9 protein-coding genes are annotated in these 23,982 nt (G+C 36.7%); 7 read left to right on the forward strand and 2 right to left on the reverse strand.

The features are described 5' to 3' along the window. Positions 1-32: 32 nt before the first annotated feature. Entirely contained in the window at positions 33-1,070 is a 1,038-nt protein-coding gene (locus tag AAEO57_RS17975; protein WP_341694420.1) for an aldo/keto reductase, read from the reverse strand. A 549-nt stretch (positions 1,071-1,619) separates the two neighbouring features. On the opposite strand from AAEO57_RS17975, the gene AAEO57_RS17980 reads away from it, so the two are divergent. Then, positions 1,620-5,786 carry a T9SS sorting signal type C domain-containing protein gene (locus tag AAEO57_RS17980; RefSeq protein ID WP_341694421.1) on the forward strand — a complete coding sequence of 1,389 codons (4,167 nt, stop codon included), beginning with the start codon at positions 1,620-1,622 and terminating at the stop codon, positions 5,784-5,786. A gap of 77 nt (positions 5,787-5,863) precedes the next feature. Here the strand turns inward: AAEO57_RS17980 and AAEO57_RS17985 are convergent, their stop codons facing one another. Further along, on the reverse strand, positions 5,864-6,322 hold the full coding sequence (locus AAEO57_RS17985; protein ID WP_341694422.1) for a regulatory protein RecX: 459 nt from the start codon (positions 6,320-6,322) through the stop codon (positions 5,864-5,866). A gap of 322 nt (positions 6,323-6,644) precedes the next feature. On the opposite strand from AAEO57_RS17985, the gene AAEO57_RS17990 reads away from it, so the two are divergent. From AAEO57_RS17990 to AAEO57_RS18015, 6 genes are all read left to right on the forward strand, one after another. Further along, positions 6,645-10,184, forward strand: a complete 3,540-nt coding sequence (locus AAEO57_RS17990; protein WP_341694423.1) for a glycine-rich domain-containing protein — start codon at positions 6,645-6,647, stop codon at positions 10,182-10,184. A 274-nt stretch (positions 10,185-10,458) separates the two neighbouring features. Beyond that, a complete protein-coding gene (locus AAEO57_RS17995; protein WP_341694424.1) occupies positions 10,459-11,268 on the forward strand; it encodes a T9SS sorting signal type C domain-containing protein in 810 nt (269 codons plus the stop codon). A 608-nt stretch (positions 11,269-11,876) separates the two neighbouring features. After that, a complete protein-coding gene (locus tag AAEO57_RS18000; RefSeq protein ID WP_341694425.1) occupies positions 11,877-16,400 on the forward strand; it encodes a glycine-rich domain-containing protein in 4,524 nt (1,507 codons plus the stop codon). A gap of 342 nt (positions 16,401-16,742) precedes the next feature. Then, the gene (locus tag AAEO57_RS18005; protein ID WP_341694426.1) at positions 16,743-19,883 is read left to right on the forward strand and encodes a DUF7507 domain-containing protein; all 3,141 of its coding nucleotides are present in this window, start codon (positions 16,743-16,745) and stop codon (positions 19,881-19,883) included. Positions 19,884-20,062: 179 nt separating this feature from the next. Next, complete coding sequence (locus AAEO57_RS18010; RefSeq protein ID WP_341694427.1) at positions 20,063-21,370, forward strand: delta-60 repeat domain-containing protein; 1,308 nt, start codon at positions 20,063-20,065, stop codon at positions 21,368-21,370. Between the two features lie 72 nt (positions 21,371-21,442). Further along, positions 21,443-23,911: a hypothetical protein gene (locus AAEO57_RS18015; RefSeq protein ID WP_341694435.1), complete on the forward strand. Its 2,469-nt coding sequence runs from the start codon at positions 21,443-21,445 to the stop codon at positions 23,909-23,911. The last annotated feature ends 71 nt before the right edge of the window (positions 23,912-23,982 follow it).

Genomic DNA, 23,982 nt, shown 5'->3' on the forward strand with positions numbered 1-23,982 from the left:
TATCGGGATTTTGTTTTTTATTAAATATTTGATTAAGGTGCCGGATCTGGAATAATAGCCTGAACCGCATCAATTTCAGCCAGGATTTGTTTAGAAAGTGTAACATCAATCGTATCGATATTTTCTTTTAATTGCTCTAAAGTTGTTGCGCCAATAATCGCACTAGTTAAGAATGGCTGCTGCAACACAAATCCCATTGCCAATTGAGTTAATGTTAAACCGTGTTTTTTAGCGATTTCCAGATATAATTTTGTTGCTTGCGTACATTGTTCGCTATTGTAACGTTTGTATTGCGGAAAAAGGTTAATTCTTGCTTTTGGATGGCTTTCTCCAGTCAAAAATTTGCCGGTCAAAACACCAAAGGCTAAAGGAGAATAACCTAGCAAGCCTACGTTTTCGTATTTCGAAACTTCGGCAGAATTCACTTCAAACAAACGATTCAGTAAAGAATATGGATTCTGAACAGTTTTAATTGCCGGCAGGTTATTGTATTTGCTTTCTTCCAGAAGACGCATCATTCCCCAGGCATTTTCATTAGAAACCCCGATATGTCTGATTTTACCTTCTTTAATTAATCCATCGAAAGTTTCAAGGATTTCCCTGAAATTATCTTTCCAGGCATCATCGTATCCGTGAAAAGCGCGTTGTCCAAAATTATTTGTTTTTCTTTCCGGCCAGTGCATTTGGTACAAATCGATGTAATCCGTTTGAAGTCTTTTTAAACTGTTTTCTACAGCATATTTAATGCTCCCCGGAGAAAAATCCAGTTTCTCACGCATGTAGCCAAAATTAGGGTTTGGTCCGGCAATTTTAGATGCTAAAACAACTTTATCTCTATTGCCTGATTTCTTAAACCAGGTTCCGATAATTTTTTCAGTACTTCCGTAAGTAGCTTCATTTGCCGGAACAGAATACATTTCGGCGGTATCAAAAAAGTTTACTCCTCTCTCAAGGGCATAATCCATTTGCTGGTGTCCTTCTGCTTCTGTATTCTGTTGTCCAAAAGTCATGGTACCAAGACAGATTTTACTCACTTGTATGTCAGTTTTAGGCAGGGTAGTGTATTTCATATATTTTGTGGTATTCAATTTTCTCAAAGATACAATCGTATTTGTTAATTGAAAAAGTTACAAAAGTTAAAAAACGTATAAGATTTGTTTTAAAAATGTTCACAAAGAGAATTACCAAGTTTAGCTTTTTGAGGCCTTTTTTTTACAGATATTTCCTGATTATTGAAAATCAGATGTTTTGTGTTTTTTTTAATAGTTAAATACCTATAAAAAATAAGAAATACATTGTTTTTTATTGTAAGAAAAAGCTACTGATTGTATGTTTTTTTTGTTCAAAAAAGGTCGCTCATCGACTAATCATGTCTTTCATCTAAAAGGTCAGAAATTCCATAAAAAACCTGATTTTACAAGCTAATTTTGTCTCATATTCAAAGCCGAAAATCATTTAAAACCGAAATACTGAACAGGGGTTTTTACGTAGGTAAAATAGAGCACAAAATCTTAGAAAACTGATTTTGATACTTCTTGAAATTTAAAGGAGTAATATTAGAAAAATAATCAACAAATAGTCATTAAAGACTTCTTTTATAACAATTTAAAGTTTTTTTTATGAAGAAAATTTTACTTATTCTGTTAGTGGGTTTGTTTCAAAATTTTATTTTTGGAGCCACAATTACCAGTACTGGAACTGGTGGAAACTGGAACTCAGGAAGTTCATGGGTTGGGGGTGTTGTGCCAACTGCATATGATGATGTAGTTATTGTAAACGGAGCAACCGTTACTGTAGTTGCGAATTCTTTTGTAAATAATGTAACTGTTCAAAGCGGGGGTACATTAACGATACTCAATAATATAGTGTTTACAGTTTATGGAAGCGTAAATGTTAATAGTGGTGGGCAATTTAATGGAGGAACAGGCAACAGTGATTCTGCTATAATTAAGGTTTATGGAAATTTTACGAATCAGGGAACTGCTAATTTTTGGAAAAGTATTGTTGTTATTAAAGGTAATTTGAGTACAACTAGTACAATTTTGCAAAATAATGGAGATATCATTGTTGGAGGAAATGTTACAGCGACCATTAGTGGAGGAGGAAATGGATATGTTTATCCGGTAAATCCTGGTGCCACTGTTTCAGTAACAGGAACCAGTAATGCTCAGCCGGCAGGGACTAAACCAACAGATCCTACATTAGTAGCTTTAATGAATGAAGTAATTTATGGTGCAAATTGTCCAACTTCTGCGGGAACATTATCAGGTAATCAATATATTTGTGCATATAATTCAAAAACTACAACTTTTTCTTCTACAGTTTCTGGAGGAACTTGGTCAAGTAGTAACACAGCTGTAGCGACTGTAAATGCTTCTACAGGTTTAATAACAAGTGTTGATAATAGTTCAGGAACAGTAACGATAACTTATACTGTAGGAGGTTTAGGAGGTTGTACACAATACACTGCAACTAGAACTGTTTATGTTGCAAATGGACAAGCAGCAAGTTTAGGACAAATATCATATAATGGTACTCCTTATCCAAATTCTCCTAGCCCTCCTTTGGTTTTATGTAAAGGATCTACAAGTTTAACTTTTAGCATAACTGGAATCCCAAATGTTTCAGGTTACGTTTGGAGAGGAGATTCTTCATGGATTATTACGCCTTCAGCGGATGGATTGTCGGCAGTAGTTACTTTTCCAGCAAATGCAAATCAAAACAATATTGAAGTATATGCTAAAAATGGATGTACTGACTTTGGAAGACAGTCATATATTTATATTACTTTGAGTGGTCCGTCAAATACTGCACCAACTATAATAAGTCAGCCTTCAACTGCAAACCAGACAACTTGTCTGAATGGAACTGCAAGTGCTTTGTCGGTAACGGCTTCTGGTTCTAGTAGTTATACTTATCAATGGTATAGGAATACAACGGCAAGTAATTCTGGCGGAACCCTTATAGCTGGAGCAACATCACAAAGTTATACGCCATCAACCACTACGGCTGGGACATTCTATTATTATTGTGTTGTTGGCGGGGCTTGTTCGCCAACAGTTACTAGTGCAGTTTCAGGACGAATTATAGTTAATGCAGTACCTACGGCAACTGCTGGAGGTCCAGATAATGTATGTCAATCGGCTTCACCGACTGCTATCACTTTAACTGGTGCGAGTGTTGGAGGAAGCGCTACAACAGGTGCCTGGTCAATATCAGGTGGAGCGGGAGGTACTTTAAGTAGTACTTTACAGACAACTACACCAGGGACTGTAACATATACTCCGGCAGCGAATTACACGGGAACAGTAACTTTAGTTCTTACTTCTAATGCAGGAACGGGATGTTCAGCAGTTACTTCAAATAGAATTATTAATGTAAATCAAAGACCAACACTAACGATAACCAATCCAGCAGCTGTCTGTTCACCAAGTACTGTTGATTTAACTGCGGCAGCAATCACAGCTGGTTCAACAGCTGGTTTGAATTATACGTATTGGACAGATCCTGCAGCGACTACTGCTTATGGTACTCCTACTGCTGCAACAGCAGGAACATATTATATAAAAGGAACTAATGCTTCAGGATGTTTTGCAATTTCTGCAGTAATGGTTACAGTAAACCCTAATTTACCAGCAAGTGTTTCAATTGCAGCTTCTCCAACAGGAGCAATATGTTCAGGAACTTCAGTGACTTTTACCGCTACACCTACAAATCCGGGAACGACACCGGTTTACCAATGGAAAGTAAACGGAACTAATGCAGGAACAAATTCTTCAACTTTTACAACGACTACTTTAGCAAATAATGATGTTGTGACTGTCGAAATGATATCAAATGCAAGTCCTTGTTTAACTGGTAGCCCGGCAACATCAAATGCGGTAGTTGTAACTGTAAGCGTTGTTCCATCTACTCCAACAATAGGCACCATAACAAATATTAGTTGTACAACCAGTACGGGTAGTGTAGCTTTGAGTGGTTTGCCAAGTGGTAACTGGACTATAACCACAACACCAGCAACAGTTTCAACATCGGGTTCAGGCAGTAATACAATAATCTCTGGGCTTGGAGCAGGAAATTATACTTTTACAGTTAGGAATGCCAGTGGTTGTCCTTCGTCAGCTACGGCTCTTGTAACTATTTCGGATAATTCATCTACAACCTGGAACGGTTCGGGATGGAGCAATGGATTACCGGATGCAACTAAAAACGTTATAATTGCATCTACTCCTTATACCTTCCCGGCAGGTTTTACAGCTTGCGCTTTAACAATAAATACGGGTGTTGTGGCTACAGTACCATCAGGTGTAACTTTAACAGTTACAAATGCCGTAACTACTAACGGTCGTTTAATTTTCGAAAATAATGCTAGTCTGGTTCAGATTAATGATATTGCGAATGTTGGGGCGATTAGCTACAAACGTATTTCGCAGCCCATGAAAAATTTCGATTTCACCTATTGGTCATCACCTGTAGCAGGACAAACTTTTGTTGCTTTATCACCAAATACTTTGTATGATAAATATATGTCTTTTACAGGGACAGGCTGGAAGTCAGAATCTCCTTCCAGTACTATGGCCAGAGGTATTGGTTATATCATTCGTGTTCCTAAACCAAATTCAATATATCCTAATAATCAGGATAATTGGACGGGCAGTAGCTATGCGCAGCCAGTTGAATTTATAGGAGTACCTAATAACGGAAGTTTTACAAGCAGTCAGACAATGGTAGCAGGGAATTTCTATTTGGTAGGAAATCCGTACCCTTCTGCTCTTGATGCCAATAAATTGCTATATGATGGAGGTAATAACGAAAGTGTTTTGGAAGGGACAATATATTTTTGGACACACAATACTGCTATAGCTCAAAGTGGGTCACAATACATCTATGTTTCAGATGACTATGCAACTTATAACAAAACAGGAGGCACAGCGACTACTTATAGTCCCGGAAACAATACTGCGCCAGATGGTAACATTGCTGCAGGCCAGTCTTTTTTCGCCACAGCAAAATCTGCCGGAAATGTTATGTTTAACAATTCAATGCGTGTAGATGGTAATAATAATAAGTTTTTTAAATCTACACGTACATCAAAATCAGAGGTTTTAGAGAGACACCGTGTGTGGCTTAAAATGGTTAATTCAGGAGGGGCTTATAAACAAACTTTGATTGGTTATGTGGAAGGGGCAACTAATAATTTTGACAAAAATTATGATGGATTGAGTTTTGACGGAAACAGTTATATTGATCTCTATAGTGTTAATGGATCTGAGAACTATGTAATTCAGGGCCGTGCGTTGCCTTTTACAGATTCAGATGTTGTGCCTTTGGGATATCGTTCAACAATTGCGGGAGATTTTACTATTGCAATTGATTACGCCGATGGTAATCTGGCAAGTCAAAGAATTTATCTGGAGGATAAACAGACAGGTGTTATTACTGAGTTAACTGCCGGTAATTATACTTTTAACACAAAAGCAGGTACTTTCAATAATCGTTTTGTATTGCGATATACCAATAAAACATTAGGTACTGGAGATTTTGAAGTGGCAGAAGATGCTGTATCAGTTTTAGTACAGAATAAAACGGTTACAATAGACTCTAGTACAGAAAATATTGATAAAGTATTTATTTATGATATTACAGGAAAACAATTGTATACAAAAGAGAAAGTAAATAATCTTCAGTTGGCCATGCAGAATCTGCCATTTGCTCAACAGGTATTATTGGTAAAAATTTTTTTAGAAAATGGCACAGTTACAACTAAAAAGGTAATTTTTAAATAAGAAAAACAGAGAATAAACTGAAAAATCCGATCGCGAAAGTTATCGGATTTTTTTATGATTACAGATAAAAACAATGGTTAAATCTGTTCAAACTCTTTTGCTTTATCATAAATCAGATTGCTCTCATAGCCTCTTCTCAGCATATAATCGCAAAATTTTTTTCGTTTTTTTAATGAGTTGGTTTCATTCAGGCTTCCCCAGCATTTTTGGGAAAGTTCGTTAAAAGTTGTTTCATATTCTTCCGGGGTGATTTCTTTTAAGGCTAGGTTAATATTGACAGTAGAGATATGTCTCATTTTAAGTTCGTTTATAATTCGGGTTTTCCCCCAGCTTTTCATACGATGTTTGCCTCGAGCAAAACTGCAGGCAAAGCGTGTTTCATTTAAAAAATTATCAGCAATGAGTTTGACAATAATGATGTCAGCTTCATCTGGTGACATTTTTAAAGAATATAGTTTTGTTACTACTTCTTGATGACATCTGTCTTGATAAGCACAAAAGTGTTCTAACTTTTGTAAGGCTTCTTTTATAGTCATAATTGGATTTTGTTTAATGTTTACAAGAGGTTAAAGGCGATTTTTAATTTCAAAATAATCATTGTAAATTAATATTTTTACGAAATGCATATTAAATACTGTTAAGTTTAATAAATTTAACATAAAACACTATTTAATTTTTGTATATTCGAATAACGCTTATTTAAACATCTTAACTTCAAATGTTTAACAAAGCATAATTTTTTTGAGAAAAAGCTGCTTTTTTCAGATTAAAATTACTTCTGTAAACCGACTTTTTCAATACCACTCATAAATATTACGAAGAATTAATTGATTTTTTAATTTTTAAACTCTTTTTATTATGAGACTAAAATTATTTTTTCTGTCATTTTTTGTCTATTCTTCTATTTGGGCTCAGCCACCTCATACGTTTACAACCTTAGGTAATGGTACTTTCAAAGTACCTGCTGGCGTAACTTCATTAAATGTCGAATGTTGGGGAGCTGGAGGTGCTGGTGGCGGAATTTCTAACCTTCTTTATGGTGGCGGAGGAGGAGGAGGAGGAGCGTATAGCAGAGCAGCGACATTTGGAGTAACACCGGCAACAACATTAAATTATAAAGTAGGTGCTGGTGGTGCTGGAGTTAGCGGATTGGACGGGCAAAATGGTGAAGCAACATTCTTTTCTACAGTAACTGCAAATGGAGGAACCGGAGGTAAAAGTGGTGCTTTAGCAAATGGTTTAGGGGGAGCTGGTGGAACAGTATCTGGTGTTGGGAGTTTTGCCGGAGGGAATGGACTTGCAGGAGGTACCGTAGGAGCATTAGTGCCAGTGTTGGCTTCGGGTGGTGGTGGTGGTAGTGCCGGACCAGGTCCTTCGGGTAATGGAGTAAGTGGAAATAACGCTTCTGTAACTCTTTTAGTTATAGCCGGAGGGGCTGCAGTAACAGGTGGAGGCAAAGGAGGAGATGGAATGACCTTATCCTTAGGTGGGACTGTAAATGCTGGCAACGCACCAGGAGGGGGTGGCGGAGGCGCATTAGCACTATTAGCCTCTAACAGCTATCCGGGTGGAAACGGAGGAAACGGTCAGATAAAAGTTAATTATACTTGTCCCACTTATGGCTTTACGGGTATTTCTGCACCAGATGTTTGTATTGGATCAGGTACTACTTCTTTGGTAAAGTTAACAGGCGTAAACTTACCCGTGGGTGATTATGTAGTAAACTATAATACTAATAATCCAAGTGCAACCTTAACCGCAAATGCTACTGTGAGTATAGCAGGTACTTTGGAGTTTACAGCAACCGGATTGAATTCACCGGGGCAATGTATTATTACAGTTACAAGGCTTACCTCAGAAGCTTGTTTTAATAATATTTCAACTGGGAATGCAGTAACTATTAACGTCTACTCAGCGAATACAGGAGGAACAGTTGATACACCAGCAGCCATTTGTAGTGGAAGTACAAGTGGTTTATTGACACTATCAGGGCATACGGGATCTATCGTGAAATGGCAATATGCTGTAAGTCCTTTTTCTACATGGACCGATATACCAACGGCTACTACAGCTACTTACACATCAGGTGTATTAACACAAACTACTCATTTTAGAGCGGTTGTGAAAAATGGTGTTTGTAATGAGACGTATTCTACCTCCAGTATTGTTACTGTAAATCCTCTGCCTACGATTACAATGAGCGGAACACTTACGGATATTTGTTTTAGTGCAAATGCTCAGACGGCTGTTTTACCTTATTCAGCAACTACAAATACCCCAATAAATTATAGTATTGTGTGGGATACCGCTGCAAATAATGCCGGATTAACAAACCAAGGTGTTACGTCATTTACTTTTTCTTCAGGAGGAGGAAGTTTAAATACAATTGTTATACCAGCCGGAGTGACAGCAGGGACGTACACTGGTACACTTACTTTGAGAAATGCTAATAACTGTATTTCAGCTTATTCAATACAACTTACCATCAAGCCAATGCCTACTGCACCAGTGCCCGGAACTGTTACAGAACCCACATGTGTTTTAGCGACAGGGGGAGTCACTTTAGGAGGATTACCGGCAGCAGTTACCTGGACAATCAGGCAAATTGGTACCGCATCAACAACATATACAGGGACAGGAACTACTTATCCTATTTCTGGTCTAGATGTAGGTACTTACCAATTTACAGTCGAATATACGGGTAGCTGTACTTCAGCTTTATCTTCTAATGTGGTCGTAAATCCATTAGTGACAAATACATATAATAGTGGAGGATGGTCTAATGGGACTCCTACTATTAATCAAAATTTAGTTTTTGCATCAGCTCATATTTCAGCAGGTGGAGGATTAGGGGATTTAAGTGGATGTAACTGTACAATAAATTCAGGGATTAATGTCGTGATAAGCAGTTTTGATACTTTAACTATTAATAATTCAGTTACAAATAATGGAGGAACCCTGATTTTTGAAAACCATGCCAGTCTGCTGCAAATAGCGAATGCTACGAATAGCGGTAATATTATATTTAAACGAATTTCAAGTCCCATGAAGAATTTTGATTTTACCTACTGGGCATCGCCTGTGTCAGGGCAGACACTTTATAATTTATCACCCAATACCTTGGCCGATAAATATCTTTCCTATACAGGGACAGCATGGAAAATAGAGAATCCGGTATCGACTATTATGAAGCCCGGAACAGGATATATAATAAGAACTCCAAAAGAAGGGGAATGGCCAAATGGAGAAGATGTAGAGTTTCCGTATTCACAAAAAGTCCAGTTTATTGGTTTACCAAATAATGGTAACATTCCGGGCGAGACAGTTACAGCAGGAAATTATTATTTGGTAGGCAATCCATATCCTTCTGCTTTGGATGCGGATAAATTTTTATTTGCAAATCCAAACCCAAATAACAGTGCTATTTTAGATGGAACTATTTATTTCTGGACTCATAATACAGCTATTTCGCAAAGCGGATCAAAATATATCTATAATTCCAATGATTATGCCTCTTATAATGGTGTTGGAGGAATAGCAACTTTACCTTCAGCTACAGGTGGAGCATTGCCCAATGGTAAAATTGCTTCAGGGCAGTCTTTTTTTGCTTTAGCTATTGGTAATGGACCAATTGTTTTCAACAATGGAATGAGAGTTTCACGAAACAATGATCAGTTTTTTAAATCTGGCAAAACATCAAAAATACAGTCATTAGAGAAGCATCGTGTATGGCTTAATATGACCAATACAGGCGGAGCTTTTAAACAGCTTTTAATTGGTTATGTTGAAGGAGCAACCAACGGTTTTGACAGGGATTTTGACGGATTGTCTTTTGATGGCAATGCATTTATTGATTTTTACAGTATTGGGACACAGAGTAATCTTGTTATTCAGGGCCGGGCACTGCCTTTTAACGATTCTGATGTTGTGTCTATAGGCTATCGTACAGTTATAGCGGGTGATTTTACGATTTCGATAGACCATGCAGATGGATTACTTGGTCTTCAGTCTGTTTTTTTAGAAGATAAACTAACTAATACGCTCCATGATTTGACACAGGGCAATTATACTTTTAATACCACAACTGGAGTTTTCAATAATAGATTTGTACTGAGATATACTAATAAAACATTAAATACTGCCAATTTTGAGAAGTCTGATAACGATGTTGCTGTATGGGTTGAAAATAAAAGCATAAAACTTCGTTCAGAAAAAGAAAATATTAACAAGGTATTTGTCTATGATCTTTCCGGAAAACTTGTTTATAATGATACAGGAATTTTGACTTCAGAAGTTACAATCAGTAACCTCAAATTTAAAAATGAAGTTTTATTGGTCAAAGTTGTATTAGCCAATAATAACATTCTGACAAAAAAAATAGTTACTGGTTTTAAATAAACATTCATAAGTCTTTTGATTGAATTTAAAATTTTTGTCTAATGATGTCAGCTTTGAATTTAATCCATTATTATTCAAAAAGTTAAAAATATTGTTTTGCTTTGAAACAGACCTGATTATGCATTTCATCGATTTTTTATGTTTTTAATCGATTTTTTGAAAAAAAAATACTAATTTAATTGTGAAGTTTTTAATAGGTTAAAAAATATTAAGACTTACAATTTGCCCCTTTTTTTCAAACGGAATTTTTTTACCTAATTAAAACCATACAGCGATGAAAAAGAGATTTATTACATTAGGCATGCTTATGCTTTTTATGTCCTCTTTTGGGCAATTGGCAAATAATGCAGTCAGCGTTTCAGGAAAGAATAGTGAGCTGATTAATTCGGCTAAACCAAGTTTACTGGAAAGACATCGAGTATGGCTTAACCTTACCAATACTGGTGGCGCTTTTAAACAATTATTGGTCGGATACATTGAAGGTGCAACCAATGGATACGACAGTGATTTTGATGGAATCTCTCTGAATGCAAATGCATTTATTGATTTTTACAGTATTAATTCAGGAAGGAATCTCGTTATTCAGGGGCGTGCATTGCCTTTTTCGGGATCAGACGTAGTGCCTTTAGGATTCCGTACCGTCATAGCGGGTGAATTCACCATTTCGATTGGTCAGGTAGACGGAGTATTGGCCAACCAGTCCATTTTTATTGTAGACAAACTCACTAATAAGATCCATGATTTAAAGCAAGGAGGGTATGTGTTTGATACTGCAATCGGAATTTTCAACAATAGGTTCGAGTTGAGATATAATGATACAGTATTGACAACTAATGACTTTGTAACTTCAAATAATGAGGTTTCAGTTGGTATTAAGAATGAAATAATTAATATAAATTCAACTGTGGGAAATATTGATAAGATTTTTATTTATGATATTTCGGGTAAACAATTATTAAAGAATGAAAATATTAGGGATACACAGTTAAGAATTCAGGATTTATCTTCTCCCAGAGAGATTTTATTAGTAAAAGTATTTTTAGAAAATGGACATTCAACTACTAAAAAGGCATTGTTTAAATAAAATTAAAATAATAAGCAGATCAAAGAGTTTTATTAAACGATCTCATTTTAAAAAAGAAAATTAGGTTTAATCATAATCAATTCTTGGTATAATATTAGTTCTGTTTTATAAAAGACAAAATAAAATAGTTGTTTTTCCATACTATTGTTGCCTTTTGAAAAGCATTTTTTACCTGTAAAGTCATTTTTGAAAATGATTATGAAGAAATATTAAGATAGTTAGTTAGTTTTAGTTTAGTTAAAAAGTCCGTTAGTTCATACTTTCGGGCTTTTTTTATGAAATTACAGCTTTGATTTTGAGTATATTATGTTTTAATGTAGGTATTGTTTTAGAATAAATTTTTTAAAATCAAATTAATTGAAAGAATTTACTTTTTAAAATATATTTTTGCTTTCAAAAATAGCAAAATATCGAAAAAATATGCATTTTGTCGATTTTCTTTTTATTTTGTTAAAAAGAAATTACAGAAAAGTTATTTTTGAAGATTAATTAACACTTTGATTTTGATTATAAAATGGCGTTTTTTAATGTCATTTTAAAAAATTAAAAACTGTTAATTAGGCTAGCCCAAGCCCACACCCAAATCTAAAACATAAAAACCTACTGATATGATACAAAAACTACTTTTGTTTTCTGTTTCTCTGTTTACCACATTAATTCAAAATAAATTTTCAAGTACAGCAAAATGGTTTTGTCTGTCCTTTTTGATGTTTCAAATTGGGTATGGGCAGACAGGTTGTAATGTTGTAAAAGGTGGCCAATTTAATAGTGATACTGACCTTGCTAACTGGACATTGTCGACATATTGGTCTCGGTATGGAGATGAAGCTTATATAGATCGTGATGGTGCAAATAATGTATCATTAAGACAAAATGTGACAGGTTTATTAGGTAATTCATTAACACTTACTTTTAAAATTAAAGGGCAGAATGCCGATAGAATGAATTGTGGTACAAGTGCTACTCTTGATATAAAAATTGGAGGAACAACTTATATGAGGATTACAAATCCAACATTTAATAATGTTATTGATGTAAGTGATATTACTCTTTATAACGGAGCTACGTTCACACCAACAAACTTTCCTATAACTGTAGGAGGTAATGGTACAGGTCCATTAGGAACTAAACCAGGTATAGCTGAAAACGCTTTGACTCAAGGAACAATAATACTAACAATTCCATCATGGACAGGAGGAGTAACAGCAGATATTGAGTTTGTTGCATCAGCATCTAGTCTTCTTAATGGGAGTGGGACAGGCACGTGTGTTGCTACATGGGGTGGTGATGACTGGTTAATAGATGATGTTAGTCTTACAGCTAGTGATCCCACGACCTATAATGTAACAGGGTCTAATGTCTGTGTGGGAACAACAGCTACAATTGGGCTTAGTGGTTCTCAATTAGGAGTTAGTTATCAATTACAGCGTAATGGTGTAAATATAGGATCTATTGTTGCGGGAACAGGAAGTCTTATCACGAGCGCTGCTTTCGGAGGAGGTCAAACTTTACCGGGTATTTATACGATAGTATCTATAATTGGAGGTCGGAATTGTAAACTCATGAATGGTAGTGTGGCGATAAATGCACAGCCATCAGCAGGTGCAGACCAAACGGGTGCACTAACCTGTGGTGTGACTACAACAACCTTAGCGGCTACTGCCCCTACAGTAGGAACAGGTACGTGGTCTATTGTTAGTGGTACTGGAGGTACAGTTTCAGATCCTTCAAGCCCAACAAGTACATTTACAGGAACAGCTGGAATAAGCTATACGTTGAGATGGACAGTTTCTAATTCGCCTTGTGTAACTTCATCAGATGATGTAATAATCACTTTTAATCAAAGCCCGGCTGTAAGCATTACGGGCAGTAGCTATATTTGTGCACAATCTACAACTACATTATCTCCCACAACAGGAGGTACATGGACAAGCGGTAATACTTCTGTTGCTACCGTAACACCTGCAGGAGTTGTTACCGGAGTTGCAATTGGAAGTGCTACACTTACTTTTGAGAGTAGTACTGCACCTAATTGCAAATCTTCAGTAGTAGTAAATGTTTCGTCAGGTTTATCCATTACTTATAATGCATCAAATACTTTTACTGTGCCTACTGGTGTTACCAGTCTGCAAGTTGAATGCTGGGGTGGTGGCGGCGGCGGCGGCGGTACTAACGGGACCAATTCAGCTGGTGGTGGTGGAGCTGGTGGAGCGTATGTTAGAAATACATCGATTTCTGTATTGGCTAATAATACATATACAGTTACAGTTGGTGCAGGAGGTACAGTCTCTACAACTGGTGCAGGAGGTTCTGGAGGTTCATCCTGGTTTGGTTCAACAGGAACAATTTTGGCCGTAGGAGGTAATGGAGGAGGATTAGCTTCTGGTAATAATAGTAATGGTACAGGTGGAGCAGCTGTTTCAACAGGAAACGCTGGAGGTACTACTTCTAGTTTATATGGAGCCCCTGGTATTTCTGCAACAGGGACGGCTACTAGTCGTGCTGCAGGTAATGGAGGAACAGGAGCGAATGGCGGTACTGGAGGTATTGGTGTTGCTGCTGAAGGTGTTGGAGCATTTGGAAACCCTCCCGGAGGAGGAGGTGCTGGAGGACGTAGAACATCTGGAGGTGGAAGTGCCAATAGAGCAGGAGGAGCAGGAGGAGCAGGTAGAGTAATAATTACAATTGCTGCTCCAACAGCAACAGGAACTGGCAGTCAAACAATATGTCAAACAGGAACAGCAACAGTAAGTGGTATAAGTGCATCAAACGGAACAATAGCATGGACTCATAATGGTGCGGGTTCACTAAGTAACGAAACAACATCAACCCCAACTTATACACCTGCAGCTGGAGATGCAGGCAATACTGTTACTTTAACGATGACGGTATCCAATGGACCTTGTGTAACACCGGCTACTGCAACTTATACGGTAATAGTTCGTGCTACACCAACAGCAACGATTAGTGGTGCAACCACAGTTTGTCAGGGTGTAACAGCACCGAATGTTACTTTTACCAATCCACGTAGTTTGCCAATAACTGTTACTTATAATATTAATGGAGGAACAAATACAACAGTAAACGTAGCTGCAAATACTACGGCTACAGTAGCTGCGCCTACAGGTACTTCAGGAACATTTACTTATAATTTAGTGAGTGCAGTGTATCAGACAGCACCAACTTGCTCAGCGAGTTTAACAGGCTCAGCAGTTGTTACTATAAACTCAACTCCAACAACCCCAACAGTAGGAACCATAACAAACATCAGTTGTACAACAAATACCGGAAGCGTTGTTTTGAATGATTTACCGTCTTCTGGAAATTGGTCGATAACCAGTACACCAGTAACAGTTACAACGACTGGTTCAGGGAACACAACAACTATTTCAGGTTTAACATCAGGTAGTTATACTTTTACGGTAACTAATGCAAGTGGATGCCCTTCACCAGCATCAGCTTTGGTTATAATCTCAGATTTTTCATCAACTACATGGAATGGTTCAGGATGGAGCCATGGATTGCCGGATGCGACTAAAAATCTTATTATCGCTTCCTCTTCAGGAGCTCCTTTTGCATCTGATTTAGCCGGTTGTGCCTTGACTGTTAATAATGGAATAACTGCATCAGTGCCGTCTGGAGTAACATTAACGATTACAAATGCTGTAACAGTTAGTGGCAGTGGTTCCTTAACTTTTGAAAATACAGCCAGTCTGGTTCAAATTAATAACATTTCGAATTCGGGGGCAATTGTGTACAAACGTAATTCAGCCCCAATGAAAAATTTTGATTTTACTTATTGGGCATCACCTGTTGCGGGGCAAACATTATACAATTTATCGCCAAACACTCTTTGGGACAAGTATTTTTCATTTTCAGGTACAGCCTGGGTGCAGATTACAAATGGAGCAGGAACGATGCAACCAGGAATAGGATACATTATTCGTGTTCCTAAACCAAATTCGACATACACAAATGGAAAAGATTACTGGACGACCAGCAACTATGTTCAGCCGGTAGAATTTATTGGCGTGCCTAATAATGGAAATATCACCAGTAGTCAGACAATGGTAGCCGGGAATTTATATTTGATAGGTAATCCATATCCATGCGCAATGGATGCTGATGAATTTTTGTATACAAACTTGCATAACAGGGCTATTTTAGAGGGGACAATCTATTTTTGGACGCATAATACAGCTATTACTCCAACAGGAACACAGTACAAATATGCTTCAGATGATTACGCAAGTTATAATTTGACCGGAGGGACAGGTACATCTGCAGGCAGTGCAGGGAATAAAACAATACCGGACGGTTATATTGCTGCGGGGCAGTCGTTTTTTGCAACAGCAAAAGGAGCAGGAAATGTAGAGTTTAATAATTCGATGAGAGCTGGAGCCTATAATAATACTTTTTTTAAACCTGGTAAAACATCAAAATCAACAAAATTAGAAAAACATCGTTTATGGCTTAACATGATTAATGCGGGAGGGGCCTATAAACAAGCTTTGATAGGTTATGTTGAAGGAGCAACTAACAGTTTTGACTTAAGTTTTGACGGATTAAGTTTTGACGGAAACAGTTATATTGATTTTTATAGTGTCAATGCAGCTGATAATTACGTTATTCAGGGTCGTGCGCTGCCTTTTACAGATACAGATCTTGTGCCTTTGGGCTATCGATCTACTGTAGCAGGTGATTTTACCATTGCAATCGATCATGCCGATGGTAATCTGGCGACTCAAAGGGTTTATCTGGAAGACAAACAAACCGGGATGCTTAATGAGTTGACGGCAGGGAATTATACTTTTAACACAAAAGCCGGGACTTTCAATGACCGTTTTGTATTAAAATATGCTAACAGAACACTTGGTGCCGGAGATTTCGAATCAGTTGATAATTCGGTTTCTGTAGTAGCACAAAACAAAACGATTACCATAAATTCTGCGAAAGATAATCTTGAAAAAGTTTTGATTTATGATCTTGCCGGTAAACAATTATATTCAAAAGATAATATAAATAATCTTCAGCTTATAATGCACAACCTGCCATTTGCACAACAGGTTTTATTAGTAAAGATAATTTTTGATAATGGTACAGTTACAACTAAAAAAATAGTTTTTAAATAAAAAAAATAGAGCAATAAACCGAAAATCTGATAGCGAAAGTTATCGGATTTTTTTTTGAAATAGTATAAAATGATTGGTTTGAAGAGATCTGAAATCCATTAAAAGGGCTTTATTTTCTCTTTTCTTTGATAAAAAAACAACAGAGAAATGCTATATATCGATTAAATATGTCTTTAATCGAGTTTACTCTTTTTTATTGTTATTACGAAACCATTACTGTTATTTTTGCGCCCGTTAAATGCTTCTTTTTAAGATTATAAGAGGTGTTTTAGTAGTACTATTTTTCGTTTAAGCAAAATGGTACAAACTATCCCAAAAAACCAATTTAAAATAACCTGCTACATGATTCAAAAATTACTTTTGAAGGACTCCCTCTTTTTTTTAAAGACTGCTGTTTTATTTTTTTTGTTTAGCGTTTCTAAAACCTTCGGTCAAACTTCAGTTACGAGAATCTATACCGATTGGAATGGCTATTTTACATCAAATTCGGCGACCTCTGTTGTGGCAAATCAGCCAAACACCGAAAATAATTTGCTTGCTTTTGACTGGGGCGGCAAAACGTATGCAACAGGTGCTAATAATGCAGCATTAACTGCACATTCTGTTGCTTTTGAAAATTCTCGTTTTAGAGCTTTAAAAATTCAATCTTTGCCATATGATTCAGGCAGCTACTATTTGCAAGGTTCTAATATTGACGGTTCATTGACTAACAGGGTTTTAACCCCTGCTCTGGGAGGGGCTTTGTCAACTCCTGCAGAGTTAGCTTTCAGGCTTACAGATGGTATTAATGGACTGGCTTTGGGGACGGGAATTGCAAATATAAAAGCAAATACTCTAGCTGAGTTTAAAGTGGGAACAAATAATATACAATTGGGAATAATCGGAGATGGGATTCCTGATATTATAGTCAGTCAGGTTGCTCAGCCTAATTCAATAGTCGACAAATTCAGTTTTGTTAATGCAGCAGGAGTTGTTATAGGTAATAGTGTGAATGTAGATTTTACTTCTAATTCTATTCCGGCTGTCGGGACTTACAGGCTGGATTTATTTAATACTAATAATGGAGCTCCGGCCTCTGGTTTCAGTGCAAATGACACCCGTGATATTCGTTTGCTGGCCTTTGATTTGAGTGCATTTGGGCTTACAGATGCTACTGCCTCACAGGTAGATCGGTTTGTAGTTAATTTTTCAGGGAGTTCTGATTGTGCTTTTATTGCTTTTAATACCAATTCCTTAAAAACTGCCGAATTAGCTTTGGTTAAAAAAGCAACATTACTGGGATGCGGCGTAGGAAGTCAAATACAGTACACTTTTGAAGTTACTAATACAGGAGAGGTTCCGTTAACAAATATTGTGGTGACGGATCCTATGATTGGCGCAATACCGGGTTCTCCTATTGCTTCCTTAGCAGCTGGGGCTACGACGACTTTAACTGCAAATTATACTATTACTGCTTCTGATGTAGCTTTAGGGAGAGTTATCAATTCGGCTAAAGTTACAGCTCTTGATCCTTCATCAAACACTGTCGAAGATATTTCAGGTAATTCTGTGGCAGATGATATCCAGACAGTTACTAATTTACTGACACCTCCTGCAGTCGGAACAGTAAAAAATATTACTTGTAATTCATTAGGAACAATTAACTTGAGTGATTTGCCTTCTACAGGAACCTGGACTTTAGAGAGAAATCCGGGAGGAATCACTTCAACTGGTACGGGATCTACGACCACGGTATCAGGTTTGCCGGTCGGTACTTACAGTTTTAGGGTAACAAACAGTATAGGTTGCAAATCTCCTTCGACGCCAAATGTTTCTATAACAAGTCAGACTACAAATACATGGGACGGAAGTGCCTGGTCAACAGGTTCTGTACCAACTATAGATCAAAATATAGTTTTTACCGGAAATTATCCTCCTGCCGTAGATCCTAATGTTGATTTGAATGGCTGTACTTGTCTGGTTTCGGGAACTACTACAAAAGTAACGATAAAGTCAGGAAGAACTTTGACTGTAACGAACTGGGTAAATGTAGCAACAGATGGAAATTTAATTTTCGAAAATAATGCCAGTCTGATGCAAACCACAAATGCTGTCAATACGGGTAAAATTATTTACAAACGAATTTCTCAGCCCATGAAGAATTTCGATTTTAGCTATTGGTCATCACCTGTCGCAGGACAGACCTTGTTTAATTTGTCGCCAAATACACTCTGGGATAAATATTTTTCTTATTCAGGTACTGGCTGGCAACAAATAACTAACGGAGCAGGAACAATGATTGCCGGAATTGGTTATATTATCAGAACACCCAAAGCAGGAGTCTGGCCCGCCCCACATTCTGAAACAGTTGTTTTTCCTTATTCACAAAATGTTCAGTTTATAGGAGTGCCAAATAACGGCAATATTGCAAGTAGTCAGTCCATGACAGTCGGAAATTTTTACCTGATTGGTAATCCCTATCCATCGGCACTTAAGGCAAATGATTTTTTATTTACAAATGTTAATAATCATAATGTTTTAAACGGAACTATTTATTTGTGGACTCATAATACGGCTATAGCACAAAGTGGTTCAAAATTTATATATGTTTCTGATGATTATGCTTCTTTTAACGGAACAGGAGGAACAGCAACAACAAATGGGGGCAATAGTGCCATTCCATCTGGAAATATAGCCGCAGGGCAGTCGTTTTTTGCCAGTGCAAAAAGTAATGGAAATGTGGAGTTTAATAATTCAATGCGTATTGGCGGAAACAATAATGCACAATTTTTTAAACAATCTGAAACATCACCGTCTGGAGACTTAGAGAGACATCGTTTATGGCTGAATATGACTAATTCTGGGGGGGCTTTTAAACAAATTTTAGTTGGTTATGTAGAAGGGGCAACCAATTATTATGATAATGATTTTGACGGTTTGAGTTTTGACGGGAATAGTTTTATTGATTTCTACAGTGTTAATGCAGCAGATAATTTTGTAATTCAGGGGCGTGCCTTGCCATTTGCAGATACTGATGCAGTTTCTTTAGGCTATCGTTCGACAATTGCTGGTGATTTTACGATTGCTATAGATCAGGCAGACGGTAAGCTTGCTACTCAGACTGTTTATCTGGAAGATAAGCAAACTGGTTCAATCAGTGAGTTAACAGCAGGAAATTATACTTTTAGCACAAAACCAGGGACTTTTAATAATCGTTTTGTTTTGAAATATAGCAACAAAACGTTAGGAACAGGAGAATTTCAAACGGAGGAAAACCAGATTTCTGTAATCGCCCAAAATAAAACTATTACAATTAATTCTCTTAAAGAAAATATTGATAAGATATTTATTTTTGATCTTTCCGGAAGACAATTGTCAAAGAAGGAAAAAGTAAATAATCTTCAGTTGACTCTGCAAAACTTACCATTTGCCCAACAGGTTTTATTGATTAAAATAGTTTTGGAAAATGGATATGAAACCACCAAGAAAGTGATTTTTAAATAATTTTATCTAAAACATTAATGATAAGGAATCCGATAACTTTTGTTGTCGGATTTTTTGTTTTAAGATGTTTTATAGTCGGTTGAAAATCACTAAATGTTGGTATTGTTAGAAGCAGGTTGTAAATATATATTGCATGTAAATTCTTACTAATTGATATTACTAACCTAAATCTGTTAATTTTGAAATCAAAACTACAATATCTGCCTGCTATTCTTTTTTGTTTTTTATCCATAAATAATCATGCCCAGCAGGGAAAATTAGATACCACTTTTAATACTTATGACGATGGTCTTAACGGAGATGGTTTTAACAATACAGTCAGGACATTAAGCATGCAAACTGATGGAGATTTAATTGTTGGTGGCGATTTTTTGAGTTTTAACGGAAAACCACTTTCTTACTTAACCCGATTGAAAACTGATGGAACCGTAGATACAGATTTTGACAACGGATCAGGTTTCAACGGAAAAATTTATGCTTCATGTATTCAGCCTGACGGTAAAATTATTCTGGGGGGTAATTTTACCAGTTTTAATGGAGTAAGTGCCGGCCGTTTAATTCGTCTAAATAATGATGGTTCGCAGGATATTGCATTCAATACATTAGTAGCAGCCACCACAGGAATTGTAAATCAGATTGTATTGCAGCCCGACGGAAAAATTATAATTGTCGGTAGTTTTACAAAGTATAACGGAATCACCGTAAACCGGATTGCCAGAATTTTACCAGACGGGAATTTAGACACTTCTTTTATTACCGGATCTGGTGCTCCTGCCAATATTAATGCAGTACAGATTCAGCCCGATGGTAAAATTATTCTGGCTGGAAATTTTATCAAATTTAATGGTGCCGATGCCAATAAAATTGTAAGACTTAATTCCGATGGAAGTATCGATTCCGGATTTGGTAGCGGAATTGGTTTTGATAATGATATCAACGCAATGGTTTTGCAGCCAGACGGTAAAATTATTTTGGGAGGTGAATTTACAGCTTATAACGGAACAGCATCAAACCGAATTATCCGGTTGAATTCAGACGGAACACCGGATTCAGGATTTTTGTCAGGAACAGGTTTGAGTAACGGAGCTGTTCATGTTATAAAAACGGATTCAGCAGGAAATATCATGTTGGGCGGTTCGTTTACAGATTTATACAACGGTTCAGACGTAAACCGATTACTATTTTTAAATGCAGATGGTACTATAAAAAATGATTTTGATATTGGTTCTGGTCCGGCTTCAGCTTCAGTTTTAGGGTTAAGTAATTCATCAGATGGTTCCTGGTTTGTCGGAGGTTCTTTCTCGGTTTTTGATTCACAAAATCAGGGTAGACTGGCAAAAATTGATTCGAACGGAATTCATGATATTGGATACCTGTCAGCCGGAGTTGGTTTTGATAATTCGGTTTTAAAAGTGCTGCCTTTAGTTGATAATAAAACAATGGTTTTTGGTAATTTTTCTAAATTCAATGGAGCGCCTTCTTCATGAATCGCCCGGCTTTTAGAAAATGGAGATTTAGATGTTACGTTTAATACTTCTCAGGCAGGAGCCAATAATACTATAAAAACGGCTGCGCTGCAGTTAGACGGCAAAATGATTATTGGAGGAAGTTTTACGACTTATAATAATACAATCTGCAATCGTATAGCCCGAATCCTTCCGGATGGCAGTTTAGACAGCAGTTTTCTTTCTGGAAGTGGCTGTAATGGTCAGGTGTATTCAGTAGCCGTTCAAACAGATCAAAAAATAGTAGTCGCCGGAAGTTTTACAAAATATAATGGCGTTACCGTAGGTCATGTGGTAAGACTATTGCAGGACGGAACAATTGATAGCAGTTTTAACACCGTTTTAGGTGCAGACGGAACAATCGATGTAATTATGCTCCAGCCAGACGGTAAAATGATTTTAGGAGGAAGATTTGATACGTTTAATGGTATGGCACATTCCCGGTTAGTCCGATTAAACTCAGACGGAAGTATAGATACTGGTTTTTCTGTAGGAACAGGATTTGATAAAAATGTATATGCTCTGGGATTACAGTCTGATGGCAAAATTATAGTGGGCGGCTCTTTTTTAAATTATAATGGAATTTCCAAAAAACGAATTTTAAGATTGCATCCTAACGGAGCTTTAGATACAACTTTTGATTCAGGAACCGGTTTCAGTAATAGTGATGTTCGAAGTATTTTAATTCAGCCCGATGACAGGATTTTAATTGGAGGAGGTTTCTCGGGAAATTATAACGGTACGGCAGTTTTGCGATTAGTACGTTTGGCATCAGGCGGAAGTATAGATACGTCATTCAGCGCAAATCTGAACAGTACTTTATTCACCATGGGATTTACCGCTGACTCGAAACTGATAATAGGAGGTAATTTTAATTCGGTTTCAGGAGTTGCAAAACATAGGGTTGCACGTTTGAAATTGTGTTACAATAGTTCAAAATGGGATGGTACAAATTGGTCTAATGGATTTCCTTCAGTAGGAAAAGAATTGTTTTTTAAAGAAGATTATTTGTTTACCGGTTCTGTAAATGCTTGTTGTTGCAGCATAGATTCAGGTAAAATTGTAACCATTTCAAGTGGTAGAACATTGGGGCTAAGTTTCAATTATTCAGGTTCGGGAACTTTGGTTTTAGAAGACACTGCATCTTTATATCAGTCAGATGATGAAATGATGAATACCGGAATCGTTCATCTTAAACGCAAAACAGCACCTGTACGTAAATTTGATTATACGTATTGGTCTTCTCCCGTTGAAAATCAAAAATTGGTTGATGTTTCTCCAACAACATTATCAGATAAGTTTTTTTCTTTTGATCCGGATGCGAATTATTGGAAGAATGAAGAGCCCTTAAATGCTATGGCAACAGGAAAAGGATATATTATTAGGGGACCTCAGGGTTTTTCGGCTACAACTCCTGAAAAATACGAAGCAGTTTTTAAAGGAATTCCGGTAAACGGAAAAATAAAAACCCCAATTGGTAATGCAGATTCCTATAATTTAATTGGAAATCCATATCCTTCAGCTCTTGATGGAGATGCCTTTTTAACAGCTAATTCATTGAATATAAAAGGGACACTTTATTTCTGGACACATAACACACCCATTGCTGATGGTAAATATGTTTCTGATGATTATGCCGTTTATAATTTATTAGGCGGTGTAGGTACAAGGTCTGCACTTGCATCAGGTGAAAATAATACTCAACCCGATGGTACAATTGCTTCCTGTCAGTCTTTTTTTGTACAAAGTCTTTCTGCAGGGGAAGTTAAATTTGAAAATACTATGAGGATTTTAGAACAAAACACATTATTTTTTAAACCGGCTAAAATTACAGAAAAGAAGAAGGTTTTAGAAAAAAACCGAATCTGGCTTAATTTAACCAATGAAGAAAATGTATTTAAACAAATTCTACTGGGTTACGTTGAAGGAGCAACAAATGGTTATGATACAGCTTTTGATGGCGAATCTTTTGACGGAAATAAGTATGTTGATTTTTATACTTTTAATGAGGGTAAGAATTGGGTTATTCAGGGAAGGGAATTTCCTTTCCAGGACTCAGAGGAAGTGGCGCTGGGATACAAAACTCAGATTAATGGAAATTTTAGTATAAGTATTGATCATCTGGATGGAATTTTTAGTCGCCAGCAAGAAGTTTACCTTGAAGATACTGAACTAAAAATACAGCATGATTTAAAAAAAGAACCTTATGAATTTTCAACCCAAAAAGGAATTTTTAACAACCGTTTTGTTTTAAAATTTACCAATGAAAAACTGAATCTTGCCCAAATTGAGACAGATAGAAAAGGAATTCTGATCTACAAAAAGAAAGAGCAAATTGTCATCGAATCTGAAAAATCGGGAATTCAAAAATTACAAATTTATGATCTTGCCGGTAAATTGGTTTTAGAACAAAATAACAATCAAAATACAATAGTAATCTCTAGTTTGAAGCCAAAGAATCAGGTTCTGGTATTTAAAGTCAAAACAGAAAATTCACTGGACATCAAAAAAATAATCTTTTAAACCCTGTGTAAAATTAAAATAAGTGTCAGGCTGAGCGGAGTCGAAGCTTTTTCGAAAATAATTCTTCGACT

The sequence above is a fragment of the Flavobacterium calami genome, assembly GCF_038290035.1.
Taxonomy (GTDB): domain Bacteria; phylum Bacteroidota; class Bacteroidia; order Flavobacteriales; family Flavobacteriaceae; genus Flavobacterium; species Flavobacterium calami.

Bases quoted from the DNA above. Each gene is read 5' to 3' on its own strand.
- AAEO57_RS17975 (WP_341694420.1), bottom strand. From the start codon at position 1,070: ATGAAATACACTACCCTGCCTAAAACTGACATACAAGTGAGTAAAATC.
- AAEO57_RS18000 (WP_341694425.1), top strand. From the start codon at position 11,877: ATGATACAAAAACTACTTTTGTTTTCTGTTTCTCTGTTTACCACATTA.
- AAEO57_RS17985 (WP_341694422.1), bottom strand. From the start codon at position 6,322: ATGACTATAAAAGAAGCCTTACAAAAGTTAGAACACTTTTGTGCTTAT.
- AAEO57_RS17995 (WP_341694424.1), top strand. From the start codon at position 10,459: ATGAAAAAGAGATTTATTACATTAGGCATGCTTATGCTTTTTATGTCC.
- AAEO57_RS17980 (WP_341694421.1), top strand. From the start codon at position 1,620: ATGAAGAAAATTTTACTTATTCTGTTAGTGGGTTTGTTTCAAAATTTT.
- AAEO57_RS17990 (WP_341694423.1), top strand. From the start codon at position 6,645: ATGAGACTAAAATTATTTTTTCTGTCATTTTTTGTCTATTCTTCTATT.
- AAEO57_RS18005 (WP_341694426.1), top strand. From the start codon at position 16,743: ATGATTCAAAAATTACTTTTGAAGGACTCCCTCTTTTTTTTAAAGACT.